Source organism: Paenibacillus sp. Y412MC10 (assembly GCF_000024685.1).
Lineage (GTDB): Bacteria > Bacillota > Bacilli > Paenibacillales > Paenibacillaceae > Paenibacillus_AQ > Paenibacillus_AQ lautus_A.
In genome coordinates this window covers 1,668,273-1,689,378 of record NC_013406.1, presented here as the reverse complement: position 1 = coordinate 1,689,378, position 21,106 = coordinate 1,668,273, and the positions used below count along the sequence as shown (strand labels likewise).

Here is a 21,106-nt window from a genome sequence, read left to right as displayed (position 1 = left end):
GGTAATAACAAGCGACATACATAGGGGAGGCGTCAATCGAGTGAAGATTTCTATGATGAAAAGCGATCAATTGCAACAAGCCGTCGAGCTGTCCGACCGTATTTTTCTTAAGCAGCCGGAGCAGCCTTCAATGGGGGTATCCTTCCCTCCGATATTCTCGCCGGGCATCAGCCATTCCTACGGTGCCTGGGATCAGGACAAACTGGTGTCTTTCATGGGATTCGTGCCGTTCACCATCCAGACTCGCGGTGCCAGATTAAATATTTTCTCCATCGGCTCCGTCTGCACGGACCCGGATTACCGGGGTCAGCGACTTGCAGGCAATCTCCTGGAACAGTGCATGCGGCATGGCGAGGCTTCCGGTGCATCCCTCATCCTTATTTCCGGCGGCAGATCCCTGTATACCCGGGCAGGCAGCCGTCTATTCGGGCGGGCGCTCCGGTTCCGTCTATCTCCGGCCGTCGTGGAGCCGCTGCGTGCTGCAACGGGAAAAAAAGTGAACATCCGGGCCATGCAGCCGCACGATTTGTTCCAGATCCAAAGACTGATGGAACAGCGGGAGGCTGGATATGTTACGACGGCTTCGGAGCTTAACAAGCTGCTGGATGCAAGCGCATACTCCAACGTGATCCGCCTTAACCAGCAGGTGCTTGTCGCCGAAGAAGACGGGGCGCTGACCGCTTTTGCCATCATCGCCGTACCCGGAGACACGATGACGCCTTCCAGGGAGTCTACCCTCGTCGAGTGGGGAGGAAGCCCTGAAGCAGCCGCACTGATTATAGCCGATGCCGTCGCATCCTTCAGCCTTTCAGAGCTTACGGTTCCGCTGCCTTGGCAGGATAAGGAGCTTGCCGCTTTAATCCAATCTGCCGGTACCCTGCCTGAGTATATTCGCAACGAGGGAACCATTTATTTGGTAAGCGGCCCGCAGCTGCTTCGTCAGCTGGCTCCTCTGCTTCCGGAGGGGTTGATCCAGGCGGACGGCGAACATGGTCCGTACCGTCTTACCCTGAGCCATGAAACGTTGGAGCTGGATGACGAAGGTTTGCTTTCCATCCTGTTCGATCCGGAATCCCCGTATCGGGCTAACGGGAGCGTAACCTTCGATCCTGTCCCTCTCCCTTACGCAACCGGACTTCAATATATATAATGGAAGAACTAAAGGTGCATCTGATCCTTTCCCTAAGCAGGAGAGGTCATATGCGCCTTTTTTACTTTCGCTTGAGATTGACTAACCTGGAACCTGTTCATCCCAAGCAGAACCAGCGTCGGTACTCGCATCCCGAGGAGTGGCCGTCCGCCTATTTTTCCCAGGATAAGTGCCCTTCCTCTCCGCTTCCACATAGAATGGGATAACCGATCTGATAGAAAGAGGTGCAAGGCCTTGAGTCATCAACCGAAAAGAGGGCTTCAATCCCAAACAAGCCTCGGTATCCCGGGTCTCATCCCTGGATACCCTTACTATCCTTATCCATACTATCCACCGTTTTATCCGGTCTATCCGTTTCCTCCGTTTTACCCGGGGTATCCCGGATTCCCCGGACATGGGCATGGGCATGGGCACGGTCCTTGGCATCCGGGACATGGCCCAGGACCGTGGCATCCGGGTGGACCTGGACATGGCCCCGGTGGACCTGGCGGTCCTGGACATGGGCACGGCCCCGGCGGTCCCGGGTACGGGCCGAGGGGTGCGAGAATGCAGCGCAACAAGCGTTAAACACGACTTCAAGCAAGCCCCGTGAAGCCGGATTGTCGCCGCAAACAAACCGCCCGGAAGAATCCGGGCGGTTTGTTCATCGTTCATGATGCATATGAGAATAACCCTTATCGTCTCTTCGTGGTTTCTTCACGATCCGGGCTAACAATGTTAGGACTCACGGCGCCGCCATTGCCATCGCCATAGCCTTGATACAGGTTAGGGTCCGGCACGGCATCCTCGGTGGCAGCAGCCGCTTCAGAACGCGAATCTACCGGTGCTCCTGTACCGCTGTAGGTACCTTCTTCACGGTAATGATGTTCATTGAGCGCGCTGTTGCTGCGGAATATATCATATACCTGGCCACCGTTCGACTCATCGGCATCCACCATGACCAGAATATGCCCTTCATCGACGTAGCCCCCATATTCCTCCGCTTGATCTTCCGGAATGCCAAGGCCGATCAGGCCTCCTACCAACCCGCCTGCACCGGCACCCACGGCGGCGCCCGTCAGCGTTGCCGCGATCGGTCCAGCGGCAATGATCGGACCAATGCCCGGAATGGCCAATGCGCCAAGACCTGCGAGCAATCCGGTGACGCCGCCCAGCACGCCGCCGGTAGCCGCTCCGGAGGCCAATCCCTCGGGCGCTTTGGTCCCGGTCTCGTCCTGAATATGGGAAGATTCGCCGCGATCCTTGGCAATGACAGAGATTTCATCGGCTCTGAATCCTTGCTGCTTTAGTTCCTCAATGGCTCGGGTTGCTTCCTGCTCCGTCCGAAAAGCTCCTACAATTTTCTGAGTCATATGAATTCCTCCTATTTGGTCATTTTCGGTTATCGCTGTACATCCCTAAATTAAACGCCCGCCGCCATAATCAAACAAGGAAACCGAATAACCGCTTGTAAAGAACCCCGTCGCAGAGCCGAAACTTCCACATATCGCCATGGAATGGGACTGGTAATATTTAACTCCATTAGCATTCATGTTAATATAGCAAGTAAGCACTTGTACCTTAAAAATTGAATAGGTTGGTGATTCCATGAACTGGTTCAAGCCTTTCGAGGACGATCTTGCCGCCGCTTTCTCGGCCTGCGAAGCAAGGCTGTCCGAATTCCCTGCTCCCCTGAACCAAATCGGTCTTTCATACCTCAGAAAGTTTGACGTCTTTGAGCAGGACAGTTCCAAAAATTACATCTGCTATCTGCTTCCCTTCTGGATGAAAGAACGGACCGCACTCCCTGCCGAGATATACCGTGATCTCTCCACGGCCAACATTATCGGCATGTTATACTACTTCATTCAAGACGACATCATGGACTCGCCTCATGACGGCCAGTCCTCTATCGATCCGAAACACCATCTCGCGCTTGCCAACCTGCTGTATTACGAATTTCTCACATCCTATCAACCCTACTTCCCGGCAAATTCAGAATTCTGGTCTTATCTCAAACACTATACGCACGAATGGTCGGAAGGCGTCATCCATGAAACCCGGGAGGATTACTTCAAGCACGACAGGGCCATGGTTGCCAAAAAGGCGGCTCCCGTAAAGCTGGGAAGCACCGCCGCACTGCTTCTATCGGATCAAGCAGACCTTATTCCACGAACGAACGATGTGATGAATCATGTGCTGCTTACCTTGCAGATGATGGACGATTGGACCGATTGGAAGCAGGATCTTGCAGATGGCAGCTACAACTGCCTGCTCTCCCTCATTAAATCGGAACGGGGGCAACCGCAGGACGCTGTTCTAACGATATCCGAAGTGCAGGAAGCCATCTTTATCAACAACATGCTGAAGCCTTATGCAGAGATTGCCGCTGCCACCCATGCCCATCTCTTATCGGTTGATATAGAGGCTCCGCATCTGATTTCCTTCCATCAAACCATGGTGGATGAACTTCAGAACGAAGCGAATCATATCGAAAATAGTAAAAAAACCTTGTCTTTTGGCGGGTTAAATTACCATTTGTCTATTCTAAACAAAAAATAATAGATTTTATATTTGTTCCATGGTATTCTTTAAGAGTAAAAAATAACCAATTTATTTGAAAGGGTGATTCTTATGACGACAGAAGCCATCTTTCAAACACAATTGATTCAAAAAGCCTGGGAGGATCCTAGCTTTAAGGCAAGACTGCTGAGCGATCCAAAGTCCGCGATCAAGGAAGTTCTTGGTGTACGGATTCCCGACCACATCGAGATTCGAACGCTTGAAGAGAATCCGGGCGAGCTGTATCTGGTCATCCCTCCGAATCCGACTAGCGTGATCAAATCGGAAGCCAAGGAAAGAGCCATCTGGTAAAGACTACATAACAGCCTGGACATTTCATAAATAGATGAATAGGTAAAAAGAGTGGGGACGGTAACCGCCATCGCTGCCGCAGCTTAGCGAATCATTCGCAAGCTGCGGGAAGCGTAATGACGGCATCGGTCCCCACTCCTTGTTTACTCGTAAAATAAATGTCCCCATCCATGGCCTCGATAATTCGGAAGGTCACCATCAGGCCAAGGCCCGTACCCTTCGTTTTGTTAGAGAAATAGGGCTCTCCCAGACGTGCCAGCACATCCGGCCCCATCCCCTCTCCATTATCCACCACATGAATAAACACCTGGCCTTGCTGGCGATAGCAGCGGATATGAACCAGCCCTTCGTCGCCCAGCGCCTCAATGCTGTTCTTCACGATGTTAATGAAGGCCTGCTTGAATTTCGAGGAATTGCCCCGAATCGTAATATCCTCCGGAATATCGACGGTAATTCTGCCTCCTTGCAGATGAGCCAGCGGGCCGAGTATGCCTTCGATATGCTTGAACTCCTCGGATATCCGCAGCACCGTGTCTTTGCCGAATTCCGGCTTGGCAAAGGTTAAGAAATCCGTAATGATGCCCGAGGCACGGTCCAGCTCGACCAAGGCCAGATCCAGATACTCCCGTTCGGTGGACTGGGCTTTTCCGGTGAGGAGCTGCAGGAATCCCCGCGTCACTTGCAGCGGGTTGCGAACCTCATGCGCGACCGATGCCGCAAGCTCACTGATGATCTCCATCTTCTCCGAACGCTGCAGCTCATTGTTGAACATCTCAAGCTCTTTGGAGTATTGAAGCATCTGTTCGTGATTTTTGGCAAAATGCCGTCCGAGAATAACGATGAGCGCAATAATGAAGCTGACGATGCCCCATTTCCAGAGGAACAGATTGTAGCTGCCCCGGGTCAGGAAAAACTGCAGCAGCTCGCCCAAACCCACAATGGCAAACACCGCAAAGCCAGCGTTGAAAATAATGGCGTCCTTATTTCCCTTAACGGCATAGTACATCGAGCTTCCGACCAGCAATACGAATTGAACAATCATGACAAAACCCAGGACCTGAACGGAGAAGAAATAATACAGGTCGAACCATTGATTAAAGGCCCATTGATTGAAGATCAGGAACAGGCCGCAGAACAGCGAATAGAATACCTGGAACTTCCGAAGTTTGCGCAGCACGCCCCTCCAGCCGGGGCCGAAGATTTTTTCAAAAAAGAGACTGAACGAAGGAAGTAAAATAAATAATGAGATGTCATATAACTGAGTATATAAATTTCCATATTCATCAAAAATCGTATAAAGAAACGGGGAGTATGTAAATACCAGTATGCCAACGGATAAAATAATAAACGATAATGACAGGACGGTAATCAAATATTTTCTGTTCAGAAACACGGCGCAGATCAGCATCACCAATGCAATAAAAACAAAGGCGCTCCCGAGGATGATATCCACCAGATTCGACTTCACGAACTGGTTCAACAGATCATGATAGTTGCCGACCAGTATTTTCCCTTCCATCGTCACATGATCTCGCGCGGTTTCCAGCCAGATGTACAGATCCTTCCCGAGTAAGTCCTGGTGAAGGGGAAGCAAAATGTAGTTCAGCTCATAATTGTACGTACGGGTTGATTCGTAAATCTTCTCATGGTCCGCATATACCGCAACCTGCTGTCCGTGCAGCTTGTCAATCAAAATGCCGGGGGATGCCGATGATATTTCGGGAATCTTCATTTGAATCCATGCGGATGCCTTGGCATGCGGCTTGGAAGGCGTCGAAGCTCCGGTCGAAGTTACCAGCCAGTCATCCCTGTGGGCCGGTACGCTGTCCGGTACCCCTCGGGTTTCGGACCAAAGGATTTTCCACTCCTTAATCGCTGCCCGAGCTGCCGTTTCTTCGGTGGCAAAGACAAGCCCAGGTAACCCCTGGCTAAAAGCTATAACGATGATCAGGAACACAGCGATTCTCCATCCAGACCTCATGAACACACCTCAAACATTATAATGGGTGATTCTCTTACTGTGTTATTCGCTGCGGCAAAACCTTCCACCTTCTAATTTTCGGAAAAATGATAAAATTTTCTATTATTGATATAACAAAGAGAGATGCAGCGCGGCATCTCTCTTGATTGGAAATCTAAACCTCCAATGAATCAGGAACGGACGGAAAGCGAATGATCGCCTCGGTGCCGCTTCCTTTTTCACTGATAAAATGAATGGTTCCTCGCATCGCTTCGATGATTCGGAAGGTGACCATCAGGCCAAGCCCCGTCCCTTTCGACTTATTCGAGAAATACGCCTCGCCCAGCCTCTCCAGATCCCCAGCCTCTATTCCAATGCCGTCATCTTGGATGTGAATCACGACTTCACCTGATTCGGCATAGGCCCAGATGCGAATAACGCCTTCTCCATCCAGTGCCTCGATGCTGTTCTTGACGATATTAATCATCGCTTGCTTCAGTTTGGATGAATTACCGTTGATGTATAATTCCTTGGCGTCATCCAGTTCGATCGTGCCCCCGCTCAGATTCGCAAGCGGCAGCAGAATGCCTTTCACATGCTTCAGCTCCTCATACACGTTCAGCCTGGTCTCATGCTCCAATTCAGGCTTGGCAAACGTGAGGAAATCCGTGATGATCCCGGAAGCCCGGTCCAGTTCTTTCAGCGCCAAGCCAAAATACTCCTTTTCCGTCTGCTTGGAGTTCTCGGCCAAAAGCTGCATGAAGCCGCGCGTCACTTGCAGCGGATTTCGAACCTCGTGCGCAACCGAAGCGGCGAGCTCGCTGATGATCTCCATTTTCTCCGATCGCTGAAGTTCTTGATTAAACATCTCCAGCTCCCGGGAATATTGCAGCACTTGCTCATGGCTTCGGGCGAATTTACGCCCCAGCAATATGATCAGGGAGACGATCAGGCCGATAACGCCCCATTTCCACAGAAAGAGCTCATAATGCCCGTCATGGTAATAGAAGGCCAGCATATCTCCGAGCGTCGCTATCGCCATCATGCCGAAGCCTGCGGTAAAAATATAAGCGTCCTTGTTGCGCTTGGCAGCGTACAGAATCGTGGTACCGATCAGCAGCACCATCTGCAGGATAATCAGGATGCCGAGAATCTTCACGGAGAAGAAATAGTACATATCATAAAACGAATGATGGCTCAGAACATGTACCGCAAGGAAAACCAGGCAGATCCCGGAGTAGGCCATCTGAATTCTTCGGCCGTAGCGAATGATCCGGTAGGGACCGGGTCCGTAGATTTTCTCGAAATAGAAATACAGCGCCGGCAAAACGGTGAAAAGCGAAATATCAAATACCGAGACCCATACGCTGCCGAGTTCGCCATAAAAGGTGTACAGGAACGGCGAGTACGTAATTAGCAAGGCTCCGCTTGCCAGAATGATCACGCTCAGGGACAGCCAGCTGGATACCGTATGCTTCGGAAGGAACAAGCAGCAGAAGAACATGACCACCGCAATAAACAAAAAGGAGCTGCCTAATATAAAATCCTCCAAATCCTTCTTGATAAAACCTCTACGCAGATCATCATACTCGCCGAGCATGATCTCGCTATCGATGCCTAACGTCATATCGCTAGAACCGTTTGTCCATATATAAACGGTTTTGCCGGCATCATCCGGATGAAAAGGAAGCAGCAGCGAATGATTCGTATACATATAGTCCCGCTTGGCTTCATACACCGGTTCATCGTTCAAGAAAGCCAGAACATCCTGCCCCTTGATCCGGTCAATCATAATGGCCGATTGTTTCCAAGGAAGGTCGGGCAGGGTAAAACGATTCCATGCTGAAGATACCCCATCTGACTTTGGGGGTTCTTTGTTCTCTGGTGTCCCTGTCAGCCAACCGCTTGAATTCCGAATGCCGGCCGGCGAAACAACCTCCTGTTGTTCGTTATCCCACATAAACTGCCAATCAGGTATCACGGTATGAGCACGCTCAGCATCCGATTGTCCCGGTGATAAAATCGATATAATCAGCAGCAGCGGCACGACCAGCAGAAGCAGGAATATGGATTTGGGCATATCCTTCATCTAGTCAGCACCTCTAACCGTTATTGTCAATATAAATCCGCCTTCTTCTCCATCCTTTGCCGATTCGACAAACTTCGAGTTCATTTACAATCAATATAACATGAAATGCCATGTATCGTTTGTAAAATTTTATTTACGTTCATTGCGACAACAGGCCGAAAAGCAAGAATGGCGGTGCAAGGATCATATCCTTGAGCACCGCCATTTCTTCATTTGGCATGTTTTTCATCTGACAAACCTTACCTCTATTGAGCACACCTGCTTACAGAATGACTAATGCTTCTAATGCGTAGAGTTTGAAGCAAGGCCGACTTTATCGACCATCCGCTGGCTTTCGTCGTTCAACCCTATGAGCGTGAGGTCTTTCCCCGCTTCCTTGTACTTATGCCATACCTTCGAAATGGCATTCGTGGCTGACTGATCCCATACATGGGATTTGGAAAAATCAATCACGACATGTTCCGGATCATCGTTCACGTCAAACAGATTTACAAAATACATCATCGTTCCGAAAAACAGCTGTCCCCGGATTTCGTATACCTTGGTGCCGTTCGGCTGCATATGGGGCACGGCGTGGATTTTGGCCATCTTCCACCCGAAATTCAGGGCGCTTAAGATAATCCCGATCATGACCCCGATGGCCAGATTATGAGTCGCTACCACAATGATGACCGTTGCCAGCATGACGATGGCATCCCCTAACGGCACGCGGTGAAGCGTGCGAAGCGATCCCCATTCAAACGTGCCGATCGAAACCATAAACATGACCCCGACAAGCGCCGCCATCGGAATCTGTTTCACGACATCCCCGAGCACAATGATGAGGAACAGCAGAAACACGCCGGAAACCAAGGTGGATAACCGGGTGCGCCCTCCCGATTTCACATTAATCACCGTCTGTCCGATCATGGCGCAGCCCGCCATGCCGCCAAAGAATCCGGTGATCACGTTGGAAACGCCCTGACCGCGGATTTCCCGGTTCTTGTCGCTGCCCGTCTCGGTCATCTCATCCACGAGCGACGCGGTAAGCAGCGATTCCGTCATCCCGACGACAGCAAGAGCCAGGGAAATAGGCAATATCGTCATGATCATGTCCAAGCTGACGGTTACATTCGGAATGTGGAAGAACGGCAGTGCCTGGGTAATGTTGCCCATGTCCCCGACCGTTTGCACCGGAGCTTTGAACCAAACCGCAACGATGGTCATCACGATGATCGCAACGAGTGCCGACGGAACCGCTTTGGTTACCAGCGGCAATAAATAAATGATCAGCAGCGTGCCGATCACCATCAAGTACATCGGCCACGATTCGCCCTTGAAATTCGGAAGCTGGGCCAGAAAAATGATGATGGCCAGGGAATTCACGAAGCCGGTGATGACCGGCTGGGGAACAAACGTGATAAAACGTCCGAACTTGAGCGCTCCCATCAACCATTGCAAGATTCCCGTCAAAATCGTTGCCGCATACAAATACTCGATCCCGTGCATAGCCACAAGCGGTCCCATCAATGACGCCATGGCCCCTGTCGCCGCTGAGATCATGCCGGGACGGCCGCCGAAAAACGAAATGCTGACGGCAATCACGAAGGACGCATAGAGTCCCACCATCGGATCAACGCCTGCCATGATAGAGAAGGCGATCGCTTCCGGGATGAGAGCGAACGCTACCGTCAGACCCGATAAAATATCTTTGCGCGAGTTGCCAAAGAAGCCTTGTCTAATCCATTGAAACAAAGTCCTGATCACTTCCTGTTCTGTTGTTGGTTGTTGACAATCCACTCTCAGAATTGTCCCGGTCCGTTAGTCGCTTTTTCGATTATAACGGGATCATTTTAAAATTTCATTGTTCAATTTAAGGGAAATAATCCACGAAATCATTCATTTTCTCTCATTTATCTTGTGTTTGGTCCATTTTCCTTATTTGAAAATTTTCATAATACGTCAACCGACAGGGAAAGATAGAGCTTGCTTGGTTTACCATAACCTGAATGTTTCGGGATTCATTCTTGATTCAGCGGGTAAAGTCGAAGTATAGAAACCTATTGTAATTGAAAACAAGGAAGGAGATGGACACGATGCGAGACGAAAACAATCGGAATACGCTGGCAGATTTGACATATTTGGAATTCGAGGCCAAACGGAAAGTCGAGGATACGGATTTGATTCCGCAAGACGATCTGAGAGACGTCAACACCTATACGGAGCAAAGCCTAAGCAGCGAAGACGCGGATCATATCGCGTACGATCAGAGTGAAGCGGCTCCTGCGGATGCAAAACCGGAGGAGCGGATGAACCCCGATCACAGCGCCATCGATGCATGGGAAGCTACAGGTGCCGATCCGGATCAACGGACCATTGCCGATGAGCGGTTATCCTTGTCATCCGATGCCGGAGAAGCCGACGAGGTGCGGCTGGACCGTACCGCCGACGAAACGGTTATTCGCGATGTCGCGGACGACGAGACGGACCGGGAATGGCGGGCCATCGAGGGTGAGCCCCCAACTCGTCCGGGTGACGAGGTCATCGCCGAGTACACCGGCGATACGGAGCAGAGAGTCGCAGCCGACGCCGCGTTTTCAGGCAGCGGTACCGCCTTTCTGAATCAGGACATTTTTATGAATTACCCTTCGGGTGAAGAGGAGTATACGCCGCTGGAGGATGTGCCGGACGCGGACGCGATTGCGGCCAACAGCCCGGTGGATCCCGCCGCGCCTCCGACGGAACAGATGCACGGAACCGATTTGCTGAACGGCAGCAATGGCGAGGACGACTAAAACCTGCAAGACCCGCCTCTCCTTATAGGAAGGCGGGTCTTATACTAGCACTGTATGATCCCTCTATTTTCCGAATATGATATCCAGCCAGCCGAGAAATGACATCCACAACAGGATGCCGATCAGGGTACCCCATATGAGTGCCGTTAATATGTTGCCCTTTCTTTCCATGCCTACGCCTCCCATACAACCGTCTTTATAGTAAAACAGTATGGGTCAAGCTATCAGTTCTTATACCAGCCGTTCATTTCAAAGATTCGATTTCATAGGAGGAACAGCCGATGAAGAAACAACCTGACGAGAAGCACCGTTTAGTGACCGAACGCGACATCGATGAGGAATTCGGCCTGTTTGTCGAGGATTCCTATCCGGACAGCATTCCGATACCCGACAGCATCAAACACGAGAAGCCGGATGGCAGTGGTACGAGTAACCGCGGAAATCCTCCGTCATCCTAAACAACACCGGGCAGGAATCGTGATCCTCTTCTTTCACCCATGCCATACCTTCCAACATACACTACACCATACGACCCTGGAAGGATGATGCCTCATATGAAAGGATTGCCGATCCATCCCTGCAGACATAAGATCACCCTGCAGCAGCGACTGGCCTCGTTGACCGGACATCTGGTGGAAATCAACGCGCCGAACACCGGGTTGGAACCCGGACGGCTGCAGCGGGTATTCCCGAAAAATTTCATCAAGGTGCAGGGCGAGCTTTTTGTGCCGTCCAGTCTCAACTCGGTTCGGGTATTCGATGTCAAGCCGCCGGGCAAAACGGTGCGGGTTGGGGTACGGACCACCTTCCCGACGCGCGGCGCCTTCGACCGGATCCGGCTTGTCAGAATCGGAGCCGATTTCATCGAATTGCTTGCCAAGGACAAGAACCGTTCGCGGATTCTGCTCCCTTTAAACAAAGTGGAGGGCATATTTCCTGCCAAGTAAAGACGTACAATGCTCCCCATTTCCTGAAGCTTCCGGACTTGTACAGGTTCGGGAGCTTATTTTTTGCATTCTTAGCCGCTGGCCTTGATTCGTTAATCGCAAGGAAAACATCCTCTATACGCGGTCGGTCTTCTGTGACATAACGTTGATAACGGTTTCCTTAATGTATACTCCGCTATTTCGATTTTCAGTACTTGTCCAACCTGTGATAAAATATGATACAGATTACATGCTTAAGACCTGATAAGGCAAAGCACAGGAGGAGTCAATGATGTTGAAACGCAGAACACGCTGGATGACGGCCCTGCTCGTCATTCTTGGGCTGTTGTTCGTGATGACGGCATGCGGCCAGAATGACAAGGAAACCGAAAGCGGCGCAGGCGGCGGAACAGGTTCGACGAACGGCGCTGCGGCGCCCGAAGCGGAACCGCCGAAGGAAACCGAGGTCAAGCAGAACGTGCCCGACCCGAACGCTAGCCACCCCATCGTCACGATTGAAATGGAGAACGGCAAAACGATAAAGCTTGAGCTTTACCCGGAGGTTGCGCCGAATACGGTGAACAATTTCATCTCCCTGGTGGAACAAGGGTTTTACGATGGCACAGGCTTTCACCGCGTCATCCCCGGCTTCATGATTCAAGGAGGCGATCCTGACGGAAAGGGCACGGGGGGACCCGGCTACGCGATCGCCGGAGAATTTACGTCCAACGGGTTTCAGAATGACCTGAAGCATACGACAGGCGTATTATCCATGGCGCGCGCGCCGGATCCAAACTCCGCCGGTTCGCAATTCTTCATTATGGTCGCGGATGCGCCTTCGCTGGATGCCCAGTACGCCTCCTTCGGTAAGGTCATCGAAGGCATGGAAACGGCTGAGGAAATCGTGGGCTTGGAGCGGGATCAGATGGACAAGCCGCTTGAAGTGCCCGTCATGAAGAAAGTGACGGTCGATACGCTCGGGAAGGATTATCCGGATCCCGAAAAGCAGGAATAGCTTTTTTGGGATAAGCGCTACGGCTCAAGCGTATCAGCGAACCATTTTCCTTCCTCGCTTGTGAATGAGCACAGAATCCGGACGGCTTACCAAACAACATGCGAAAGAGGACCGAAGCACGCTTGAAATATAGCTGCGTTCCGGTCCTCTTTTTTTATAGATTACAGCAGGGTATGGCCTTTACGGACGGGCCGGCTTCTCGATCACGTAAAGGCAGGTGCTGTCCGGCAAAGTTACCGCCTTCCCATCCTCATCCATGAATTCGATGCGGTCAGCCAATGCCTCGGCATATCCTTCCTGAAGATAATGCTGCTGCACGCGGATCAGCGCTTCGGAGCCCAGCGTTCGGCGGATGCACTCCGCATACTGCGTAGGCGTGAAATATCCGAACTGCTCCTGCACTTCATGAACATACGCTTCGGGGCCCCAAGTATAGGTATACAGAAACTCCATCGCATCGTTGACAGGCATGCGCACCTCCGCGTCAGCCAGCTGCTCGTAGGATATGACCCGGCCTTTGAAATCCGAGGCATACCGGTTCAGCCATTCCATGCCGTCGTCCTCAAGGAAACGAATCCTTCTCCAGGTATCCTCGGGCTCGGTCATGATTCCGTCACGGATAATAATGCGACCCCCGGGTGCAAGCACCTCATAGGCACTGAGCAAGGCTGCCTCCACGGTCGCCGTATTGAAGCGCACACCGTCTGTTTCAATGTACGAATACAACTCATGCAGTATCGAGGAGAAGATGACTGTATCGACGCTTCCGGGTTTCACATAGTCCCTGAGATTCAGCGCGTCCCCCTTCAGGACCTCCCATGTTTTGTGCTCCAAACGTTTGCGTTTCTCCAGCGCTTCAATCACGTTCGAGGAGATATCGATCCCGACGGGGCGCGCGTGCGGCAGCCGTTCCTCGATCAGGTCAAGCAGCACGCCTCCACCGGGACCGATATCCAGTACCGCCGTTCCCGTGATATAATCCAGAATCACTTTCTTGTAATCTCCCGTGCTGTTCATATCGTTTAAATAACTCTCTTCGTTATGAAACCGGTCATAAGCATCCCGCCTCAGGCCAAACAGATCAAACAACAGCAGCACTGCCTTCTCGTAGAGCGGGGATTTCTCCGCCTCGATGCAAAAATCGATTAATTTCTCCGCGGCCTGCGAGAATTCGAAGGTAAAGAATACCGTATCCGGCAGCTCCGGCTTTCGTTCGATGCGGTGGCGCAGATGCGGGTTGGCACTCGCCTGCCCGCGGTGGCAAGCCTCCCAATCCGTCTGGCGCAAATATTGCTCGATCATTCTTTTCTTGTACACGTTCAGCTTCTTGACGCCCTTGTAATCGTAATACATATCGTTCATCAGCGGCTCAAAGCTCAGGTGGCTCACCGAATCCGAAGACAATTGATCCTCCGGGCTCTGTTTCTCCGGATGGAGAGCCAGCAGCAATACCTTCACGAACTCTTCCAACGAGAAATCCTGCAGGGCCGCTTCCACATACCAAAGCGTCATGTCCTGAAACCCATGCAGGGCAGCAGGCAGATCCGTCTGCCTCCGAATCTCCTGAAACTGCCTGTCGAAATCTTCTCCCCGGGCAATGGAAGCGGTCCGAAGGCGGCGCAGCCTTTCCTCGTAAGTCCACCGATCCGGGACGCTCCCTTGGGCAAGCTTGCGAATCAGTTGTTTGATTTCCTCCTCAACGGAATGCCATAGCTCCTCCGATACGGCAGCAATGATGCAGTGATTCAAAGGGATCAGCAGCCGGATCAGCTCATCTTCGGTCAGCCGTTCTTCCTCCGTAAGCTTAATCAGCGGCAGGTTTTCCTCGAAGGCGACTTCCCCCCGGATGTGTTGCCCGAGCAGTCCATGGGTAAGTATGAGAGTATGTACCATCTCTTCGTGCGATGACAGGGTTCCCCTGCCTTGCCGGATATGTCTTTCATACAGCTGCGCGGACCCGATATTATGCAGGAACAATTGGATGCCCGACTGCTGCCAGCGAAGGCGTTCCCTCATCGTTCCGCCCTTGGCCGTTTCCGCCCACACCAGGACATCTTCCAGCAGCTCTTTGATCCAATAGGAAACAGGCAGCGAATCCAGTATCTTCAATGTGCGTTCTACATAATCCAGCACGGGGTTGGCATGGGTCAATTGCCCGATGGACGTGATCCGTTCCAGATTGACGATTCGTTCCTCGGCCGATATCAGCTTCAATAGCCATGGATGCGTTCCCGCAGCCGATTCATCCCCCTGACGAAACGCGGTTATGATATTCAGCGCTTGCAGCATAGGTTGTTCCTCCACTTCCTGTTAAAAATGAACAAAGGTTATCTTGGTTTCGCTGCTACGATTATAACAAATTGTTTAGGGTGGATCGCGGGCATTTGGTAGTTGCGGATGGTACAGGGTATACTGGTCAACGAAACCATATTTTTTTATCAATGTGAAGGAGTGAATGTACATGAGCCTGAAAAATAAAACAGCCCTCATCACAGGTGCAGGCAAAGGGATTGGACGCGCCCTGGCCATCGCACTTGCCAAGGAAGGCGTGCACGTTGGACTCGTCGCCCGTACGGCAGCAGACCTGGAGCCGCTTAGCGCCCTGGTTGCCGAGCAATATGGTGTCAGAGCCGTCGCGGCGGTGGCCGACGTTTCCGTGCAGAGCGAGGCAGAGGCTGCTTTCGCGGCGGTAAACATGGAGCTGGGCTCGGTGGACATTCTGATCAACAACGCGGGCATCGCCCAGTTCGGCAACCTGCTGGAAATGGAACCGGAAGCCTGGAAGCGTATCGTCGACGTGAATCTGATGGGGACTTACTATATGACGCGCGCAGCGCTGCCCGGCATGATCGAGCACAACCAAGGAGACATCGTCAACATCTCTTCTACGGCCGGAGAACGCGGATTCGCCACGGGCTCAGCCTATAACGCTTCGAAATTTGCCGTGATGGGACTGACCGAAGCCGTGCTGCAGGAGGTCCGCAAGCACAACATCCGCGTGACGGCGCTGACCCCGAGCACCGTGAACACGGATCTCGCCGTCAATGCCGGCTTGAAGATCGGCGACGAGGACCGGATGATGCAGCCGGAAGACGTAGCCGAGCTAGTGCTGGCTGCGCTCAAGTTGCCGCAGCGCGTATTCGTCAAATCCGCCGGGATTTGGACTACCAACCCGCAATAAGGACGCGCCGACAGACGCGCCCATTGCAATAACCAATTCAAGGGTGTTCCTTGGTCAGGGGCCAAGGAACACCCTTTTTGCGTGCAGCCGGCGTGTAACGCGATGGTCTGCGCCAGTGAATCCTGCGCAAACCTTCCCTCAAAGTTCCGATGAAGTCAAGAACGTTTCGCTTAAAGGCCCGGCAAGATGCGTGTGCTTTGTTCTTTTTTCCATGCGGAATCAAGTGTCAACCATCCGTTGTCATGATATAATGACATGGCGTCATACGCACAGCCAGACCATTACCAAGCTATACTCATGGAAAGAAGATGACAACAGCATGATCGCCGACATTCTACTTGAAGTGGTACTTCCCATCTTTGTCCTGATAGGCTTTGGCATTATTATGCAATATGCCTTTAAGCTCGATTTGTACACACTCGCCAAAATCAACTTTTACTACATTACGCCTGCAGCCGTATTTATGAGTATGTACGAATCCAAGATGTCACCGCAGCTTCTGGGCATGGTGGCGTTATTTTATGCGCTTTATATCGGCGTCCTCTACTTGATCAGCATGCTGGTTGCCAGACAGCGCAAGTTCAACCGGGGGATGAGAGCCGCATTTACCAACAGCCTCCTGCTGGATAATTCGGGAAACTACGGCCTTCCGATCAATGATCTGGCCTTCAAGGGAGATCCGATGGCCGGCTCGGTGCAAGCGCTGATCATGTCTTTTCAAAGCCTCCTTACGTTTACGTACGGAGTTATTTCCATTCAGGGAGCCAAGACGGAGGGATTATACAAACAGGCCATTATCGGATTTCTGAAAATGCCCGTCCCCTATGCCCTCGTCATCGGCATTGTGCTGCATGCCCTGGCCTTGCCGCTTCCGGTCTTTATCTCGCAGCCGCTGACCTATGCGGACCAGTCCATGGTGGCGATCGCCCTGCTGACGCTCGGGGCACAGATTATTAAATATCCGCTGCGCCTGCGCCGGCTCGATGTTTACCTCAGCGTCCTGCTGCGTCTTTTGGTCGCGCCGGCTATCGGCATTCTGATCGTGCTGCTGCTCGGGCTAAAAGGCGTTCCGGCTCAAGCGCTCATCATCGCTTCCGGCATGCCCGTCGGCGTCAATTCGTCCATCCTGGCGGAAGAATATCAGAATGAGCCTGATTTTGCTGCACAAACTGTCCTTATATCGACCATACTAAACGTAATTACGATTACCGGCCTGATCACGCTGGCCAAATTCATAGCCTAAAGACCAACTCTACTCAGCTAGGAGGAATTACATATGAATTTTGATCTTGCGATTGACCGCACCTGCACCAACTGTCAGAAATGGGACAATGTCCCCACCGTCTTCGGCGTGCCGGACGCGCTTCCGATGTGGGTGGCCGACATGGATTTTGCCGCACCATCCGCCGTTGTAGAGGCGCTTCATAAACGGGTGGAGCATGGCGTGTTCGGCTATACGTTCCCGTCCGACTCTTACCGCGAAGCGATTAGCGATTGGATGAAGAAACGCCACAGCTGGAGCATTCAGCAGGAGTGGATTCAATTCTGTCCGGGCGTCGTCCCGGCTCTCAGCCTTATCGTGGATGCGTTCACCGAGCCGGGCGATCAAGTCGTCATCCAGACGCCGGTCTATCCGCCGTTCTACAGCGTCGTTCAGGACCATGGCCGTGAGCTGGTGCATAATCCGCTTCTTCTTAGCGAAGAGGGGGATTACACGATGGATTTCGAGGACCTGGAGAAGAGCTTTTCTACCGGCCATGTCAAAATGATCATTCTGTGCAGTCCGCACAACCCGGTGGGCCGGGTGTGGAGCCGAGCGGAGCTGGATCGTCTGGCTTCCCTCTGCCAGCAATACGACGTGCTTGTCGTATCGGATGAAATCCATGCGGATCTGGTGTTTGAACCCGGCGCGCATACGCCGTTCGCCGCGCTGTCCGAGGATGCCGCTGAGCGTTCCATCATCTGTACGGCTCCTAGCAAGACGTTTAATATCGCCGGCCTGAACACGGCGAACATCATCATCCCGAATGCGCAGCTGCGCAGCAAGTTCCGCAAAATATTGAACCGTTACGCCATCGGCTCCATCACGCCGATGGGTGCGGCCGCCACCGAGGCTGCTTACCGTGAGGGCGAACCGTGGCTGGATGAGCTTCTGGTTTACATCCGCGGGAACATGGAGCTGGTAGCCCAATATGCACAGGAACATCTGCCCGAGCTGAAGGTGGTTATGCCGGAAGCCACCTACCTGTTGTGGATTGATTTCCGCGGCATGGACATGTCCCACGAAGAGCTAAACCGCTTCCTCGTTCAAGAGGCGAAGCTCGGATTGAACAGCGGCGCCGCCTTCGGCAAGGAAGGCGAAGGCTTCATGCGCATGAACCTGGCCTGCACGCGCGCCACCGTTCAGGAGGCGTTGTCCCGCCTGAACAAAGCTGTCGGGGAATGGCGGAAGGCTTAAAAACATACAAGATCCCGGAATGAAATGATAAACGGAGTCAAGCCCAAGGCTGACTCCGTTTATTTTTTTATTTTACGATAACGGCTCTTTTATTAGATAATGATCTAAAATTATTATTGACCATCATCTAACAGTTATGTTTTACTTCTATCTAGAAAGGTGGTTAGATGATGGTGATACAAGAAAACGCTCGAGAGATTCGTTATCGGGATCTGTCATCCCAAAAGGAGTATCTGAAGTTAATGATGGCCAATGCCGTGAACCGGTTCGGCGATTCCATCGACATGATTGCTTTTTCCTTGATGGTATACCAGCTTACCGGTTCCGCCTCATGGGTAGCCGTTATTTTCGGCATCAATGCACTCCCTTCCATCCTGTTTCAGCCCTTTGCAGGCGCCATCGTTGAAAGACTTCACAAGAAAACCATCATGATCCTTGCGGATATCGGACGAGGAGTGATTGTAGGCGTCACTGCCGTCCTGCTTATGCTTGATCTGCTTCAGCCCTGGATTCTGCTTGTGCTTACGTTCATGAATTCCACACTGGAATCCCTTCGCATTCCCGCCGGGTTAGCCATCATTCCCCAAGTGCTTGATAAAGCCTTATATACCCATGGCATATCCTTAAATTCAACCATCAAGAAAATCGTGGAGTTAGCCGGTCTTGGCGCTGCCGCAGCCATCATCGGATTATTCGGCCTTGGGGTGGCTATTATAATCGATGCCGTCACCTTTTTACTGTCCGCCCTCTTCATTCTGGGCATCAACAGCAAGGAAACATGGCAGCGGAGCCCGATTCGGCTGGATTTGAAAGGCTATCTCCATGCGCTGGCCGAGGGATTCATCTATCTAAGAAAGGCAAAAGTCGTATTCGCCGTCTGCATATTAGGCGGCATCATGGGCATCTTTCTGATTCCCATTAACTCCATGATAGCTCCATACACGACGGGAGTGTTAGGACTGTCCGCCAAGGGGTTGTCCGTTGCTGGCATTTCCTCAACGATCGGTCTTGGCATCGGTGCCTTCTTGTTCCCTTACTTAAGAAAACATTTCTCTGCACGCATTCTGTTCATCACTGGCGGGACGTTCATTGGAATCTGTTATCTGGTATGGTTCTGGATATCGCACTATTCCGGACAAGTCATGCTGACCTATGTCATGTTGGCTTCTACCATGCTGATATTCGGTTTTTTTGCTTCCTTCGTGGAAACAGTGATCGGGGTATCCTTCATGGAACACATTGAGGAATCCTACTTGTCTCGCGCCGGTGCTATTTTTAACGCGATCGCAAGCTCAACCATTCCGCTCGGTTCGCTGATCGTCGCCACCGCGATGACGTTTATAACCCTTGAACAGCTATTTGTCGCTACTGGTATTTTTACAATTATATTGTTTGTTGGTATGCTCTTCATAAACACATTACGCCAGCTGTAAAGGAGTAATCCCATGAACATAACGGTATTGGCAAGGCCGGATATTCTCCGTGAATGCATCGAATTGCTCTATCGGTATACGAATCATGAAGACACACGGTCCGTGAAGAATGAACTCACGATGAAATATAATCTGGACTCGCCGGACCTATTGCAAACCTTCGACCCCATCATCGAGATAGGAGAGCTGGTTTACGGCCAACTGGAAGCAGCGCCTGATCGCATGGCTTTTTTCTTCGAAAGCCGGGGACAAGCGGGGTGGTGCTGCGCCAAGCTGCTATTGGATGAATATCTCCGCTCAGCGGGTACGAATGCGAATATCCTTCGGCTATCCTCTGTCATGCAGGATGAACGGCGGCGCAAATACGCGGAGTCTCTCTTCCGATTATTTATGGGGGATGCCGAAAGCCACGAATGCCCATCGACTCATACCGATGCCGATCTGACCAACATGATTGACGGACTCGAACTGGACGTTCAGGAAAAATGGACGTTACATCTCTTATATCAGAACTTCGAGATATACATGCAGGAATTGCAGAGCATCCTTGAACAGGCCGTGACCCTGTACGAAGAACAATTGCCCTTGCTAGAACCTCTGCTGGAGCGCTTTGCGGAAAGATACCATCAGGTGGTTCAAACCGAACCGCTGGAGTACATCAATAACCGATTCCAAATCCACCTCATGGATGATAAGGAAATCCGAATCGTTCCGCAAATCATGGGTTTCAATATGGTCACGCTCCATCCACAACAAAACGAGAATTCAATAGAAACGCTTTATATCGGCATTCTCTTTGAAGCTCTTCAAGAAGCGGTTAGCCGGGTCATCTCCGACGAGAAGATATGCAAAACGTTGAAAATGCTGAGCGATGCCAGCAAATTTGCAATTCTGAAGTCGATTTACCGTGAGCCGGCATACGGTTCGGAACTGGCCGACCGGCTGAATCTAACCACGGCTACCATCTCGCATCATATGAACGCACTTATACACCAGGGGTTTGTCATGATGGAAAAGCGGGCAAACCGCATCTACTACCGAATGAATCGGACGGCTGTCGAGACTTACCTGGAACAGCTGCGATCCAGCTTATTGCAGCAGGAATGAGCAGTCGTCCTTGCATGCCCGGTACGGGATTTATTCTCTCCGCATAAGGAAAAAGAAGGGTGAGCCAAGGTCTCTCCTTTGGCTCACCCTTCTTATGCAACTCTTTCTCTTCCAAAGCCGTTAGTCGCTTCGCCAAACGCAAATAGCTGTTGAGCGAACT

Annotated in this window: 18 protein-coding genes; 12 read left to right on the top strand and 6 right to left on the bottom strand. The window is 51.7% G+C overall.

The features are described from left to right. Positions 1-40: 40 nt before the first annotated feature. A complete protein-coding gene (locus tag GYMC10_RS07050; protein WP_015733921.1) occupies positions 41-1,150 on the top strand; it encodes a GNAT family N-acetyltransferase in 1,110 nt (369 codons plus the stop codon). Positions 1,151-1,442: 292 nt separating this feature from the next. Here the strand turns inward: GYMC10_RS07050 and GYMC10_RS32480 are convergent, their stop codons facing one another. Further along, positions 1,443-1,721 (bottom strand): hypothetical protein, encoded by a 279-nt coding sequence (locus GYMC10_RS32480; protein WP_186326487.1) that lies wholly within the window; start codon positions 1,719-1,721, stop codon positions 1,443-1,445. A 103-nt stretch (positions 1,722-1,824) separates the two neighbouring features. After that, entirely contained in the window at positions 1,825-2,502 is a 678-nt protein-coding gene (locus tag GYMC10_RS07040) for a general stress protein (protein WP_009591703.1), read from the bottom strand. A 235-nt stretch (positions 2,503-2,737) separates the two neighbouring features. Between GYMC10_RS07040 and GYMC10_RS07035 the strand changes: the two genes are divergently transcribed. Continuing rightward, positions 2,738-3,691 (top strand): hypothetical protein, encoded by a 954-nt coding sequence (locus GYMC10_RS07035; RefSeq protein ID WP_015733919.1) that lies wholly within the window; start codon positions 2,738-2,740, stop codon positions 3,689-3,691. 72 nt (positions 3,692-3,763) lie between these two features. Further along, the gene (locus GYMC10_RS07030) at positions 3,764-4,003 is read left to right on the top strand and encodes an NHLP leader peptide family RiPP precursor (RefSeq protein WP_015733918.1); all 240 of its coding nucleotides are present in this window, start codon (positions 3,764-3,766) and stop codon (positions 4,001-4,003) included. Positions 4,004-4,094: 91 nt separating this feature from the next. Here GYMC10_RS07030 and GYMC10_RS07025 read toward each other — a convergent pair whose 3' ends face one another. The 3 genes from GYMC10_RS07025 to GYMC10_RS07015 all read right to left on the bottom strand — a co-directional run bounded on the left by GYMC10_RS07025 (position 4,095) and on the right by GYMC10_RS07015 (position 9,786). Next, positions 4,095-5,984, bottom strand: a complete 1,890-nt coding sequence (locus GYMC10_RS07025; protein WP_015733917.1) for a sensor histidine kinase — start codon at positions 5,982-5,984, stop codon at positions 4,095-4,097. A gap of 154 nt (positions 5,985-6,138) precedes the next feature. Beyond that, the gene (locus GYMC10_RS07020; protein WP_015733916.1) at positions 6,139-8,052 is read right to left on the bottom strand and encodes a sensor histidine kinase; all 1,914 of its coding nucleotides are present in this window, start codon (positions 8,050-8,052) and stop codon (positions 6,139-6,141) included. A gap of 282 nt (positions 8,053-8,334) precedes the next feature. Continuing rightward, positions 8,335-9,786: a SulP family inorganic anion transporter gene (locus GYMC10_RS07015; protein WP_015733915.1), complete on the bottom strand. Its 1,452-nt coding sequence runs from the start codon at positions 9,784-9,786 to the stop codon at positions 8,335-8,337. A gap of 341 nt (positions 9,787-10,127) precedes the next feature. Between GYMC10_RS07015 and GYMC10_RS07010 the strand changes: the two genes are divergently transcribed. The 4 genes from GYMC10_RS07010 to GYMC10_RS07000 all read left to right on the top strand — a co-directional run bounded on the left by GYMC10_RS07010 (position 10,128) and on the right by GYMC10_RS07000 (position 12,767). Then, positions 10,128-10,826 (top strand): hypothetical protein, encoded by a 699-nt coding sequence (locus GYMC10_RS07010; RefSeq protein ID WP_015733914.1) that lies wholly within the window; start codon positions 10,128-10,130, stop codon positions 10,824-10,826. 281 nt (positions 10,827-11,107) lie between these two features. Continuing rightward, positions 11,108-11,284 (top strand): hypothetical protein, encoded by a 177-nt coding sequence (locus GYMC10_RS32475; RefSeq protein WP_015733913.1) that lies wholly within the window; start codon positions 11,108-11,110, stop codon positions 11,282-11,284. 96 nt (positions 11,285-11,380) lie between these two features. Then, complete coding sequence (locus GYMC10_RS07005; protein WP_015733912.1) at positions 11,381-11,773, top strand: hypothetical protein; 393 nt, start codon at positions 11,381-11,383, stop codon at positions 11,771-11,773. Positions 11,774-12,044: 271 nt separating this feature from the next. Beyond that, positions 12,045-12,767, top strand: coding sequence for a peptidylprolyl isomerase (locus GYMC10_RS07000; protein ID WP_036662507.1), 723 nt, complete (start codon positions 12,045-12,047; stop codon positions 12,765-12,767). 180 nt (positions 12,768-12,947) lie between these two features. Here GYMC10_RS07000 and GYMC10_RS06995 read toward each other — a convergent pair whose 3' ends face one another. Beyond that, positions 12,948-15,056 (bottom strand): class I SAM-dependent methyltransferase, encoded by a 2,109-nt coding sequence (locus tag GYMC10_RS06995; protein WP_015733910.1) that lies wholly within the window; start codon positions 15,054-15,056, stop codon positions 12,948-12,950. Positions 15,057-15,228: 172 nt separating this feature from the next. Between GYMC10_RS06995 and GYMC10_RS06990 the strand changes: the two genes are divergently transcribed. From GYMC10_RS06990 to GYMC10_RS06970, 5 genes are all read left to right on the top strand, one after another. Then, entirely contained in the window at positions 15,229-15,948 is a 720-nt protein-coding gene (locus GYMC10_RS06990) for a 3-ketoacyl-ACP reductase (RefSeq protein WP_015733909.1), read from the top strand. A 319-nt stretch (positions 15,949-16,267) separates the two neighbouring features. Beyond that, complete coding sequence (locus GYMC10_RS06985) at positions 16,268-17,191, top strand: AEC family transporter (protein ID WP_015733908.1); 924 nt, start codon at positions 16,268-16,270, stop codon at positions 17,189-17,191. 33 nt (positions 17,192-17,224) lie between these two features. Beyond that, complete coding sequence (locus GYMC10_RS06980; RefSeq protein WP_015733907.1) at positions 17,225-18,406, top strand: MalY/PatB family protein; 1,182 nt, start codon at positions 17,225-17,227, stop codon at positions 18,404-18,406. 167 nt (positions 18,407-18,573) lie between these two features. Continuing rightward, complete coding sequence (locus GYMC10_RS06975) at positions 18,574-19,839, top strand: MFS transporter (RefSeq protein WP_261979611.1); 1,266 nt, start codon at positions 18,574-18,576, stop codon at positions 19,837-19,839. A 12-nt stretch (positions 19,840-19,851) separates the two neighbouring features. Further along, the gene (locus GYMC10_RS06970) at positions 19,852-20,946 is read left to right on the top strand and encodes an ArsR/SmtB family transcription factor (RefSeq protein WP_015733905.1); all 1,095 of its coding nucleotides are present in this window, start codon (positions 19,852-19,854) and stop codon (positions 20,944-20,946) included. Positions 20,947-21,106 lie beyond the last annotated feature (160 nt).

Coding starts and splice junctions, on each gene's coding strand:
- GYMC10_RS32475 (WP_015733913.1), top strand. CDS start 11,108: ATGAAGAAACAACCTGACGAGAAGCACCGTTTAGTGACCGAACGCGAC.
- GYMC10_RS07020 (WP_015733916.1), bottom strand. CDS start 8,052: ATGAAGGATATGCCCAAATCCATATTCCTGCTTCTGCTGGTCGTGCCG.
- GYMC10_RS07025 (WP_015733917.1), bottom strand. CDS start 5,984: ATGAGGTCTGGATGGAGAATCGCTGTGTTCCTGATCATCGTTATAGCT.
- GYMC10_RS07040 (WP_009591703.1), bottom strand. CDS start 2,502: ATGACTCAGAAAATTGTAGGAGCTTTTCGGACGGAGCAGGAAGCAACC.
- GYMC10_RS07030 (WP_015733918.1), top strand. CDS start 3,764: ATGACGACAGAAGCCATCTTTCAAACACAATTGATTCAAAAAGCCTGG.
- GYMC10_RS06990 (WP_015733909.1), top strand. CDS start 15,229: ATGAGCCTGAAAAATAAAACAGCCCTCATCACAGGTGCAGGCAAAGGG.
- GYMC10_RS06995 (WP_015733910.1), bottom strand. CDS start 15,056: ATGCTGCAAGCGCTGAATATCATAACCGCGTTTCGTCAGGGGGATGAA.
- GYMC10_RS07010 (WP_015733914.1), top strand. CDS start 10,128: ATGCGAGACGAAAACAATCGGAATACGCTGGCAGATTTGACATATTTG.
- GYMC10_RS06975 (WP_261979611.1), top strand. CDS start 18,574: ATGATGGTGATACAAGAAAACGCTCGAGAGATTCGTTATCGGGATCTG.
- GYMC10_RS06970 (WP_015733905.1), top strand. CDS start 19,852: ATGAACATAACGGTATTGGCAAGGCCGGATATTCTCCGTGAATGCATC.
- GYMC10_RS07000 (WP_036662507.1), top strand. CDS start 12,045: ATGTTGAAACGCAGAACACGCTGGATGACGGCCCTGCTCGTCATTCTT.
- GYMC10_RS07035 (WP_015733919.1), top strand. CDS start 2,738: ATGAACTGGTTCAAGCCTTTCGAGGACGATCTTGCCGCCGCTTTCTCG.
- GYMC10_RS06980 (WP_015733907.1), top strand. CDS start 17,225: ATGAATTTTGATCTTGCGATTGACCGCACCTGCACCAACTGTCAGAAA.
- GYMC10_RS06985 (WP_015733908.1), top strand. CDS start 16,268: ATGATCGCCGACATTCTACTTGAAGTGGTACTTCCCATCTTTGTCCTG.
- GYMC10_RS07005 (WP_015733912.1), top strand. CDS start 11,381: ATGAAAGGATTGCCGATCCATCCCTGCAGACATAAGATCACCCTGCAG.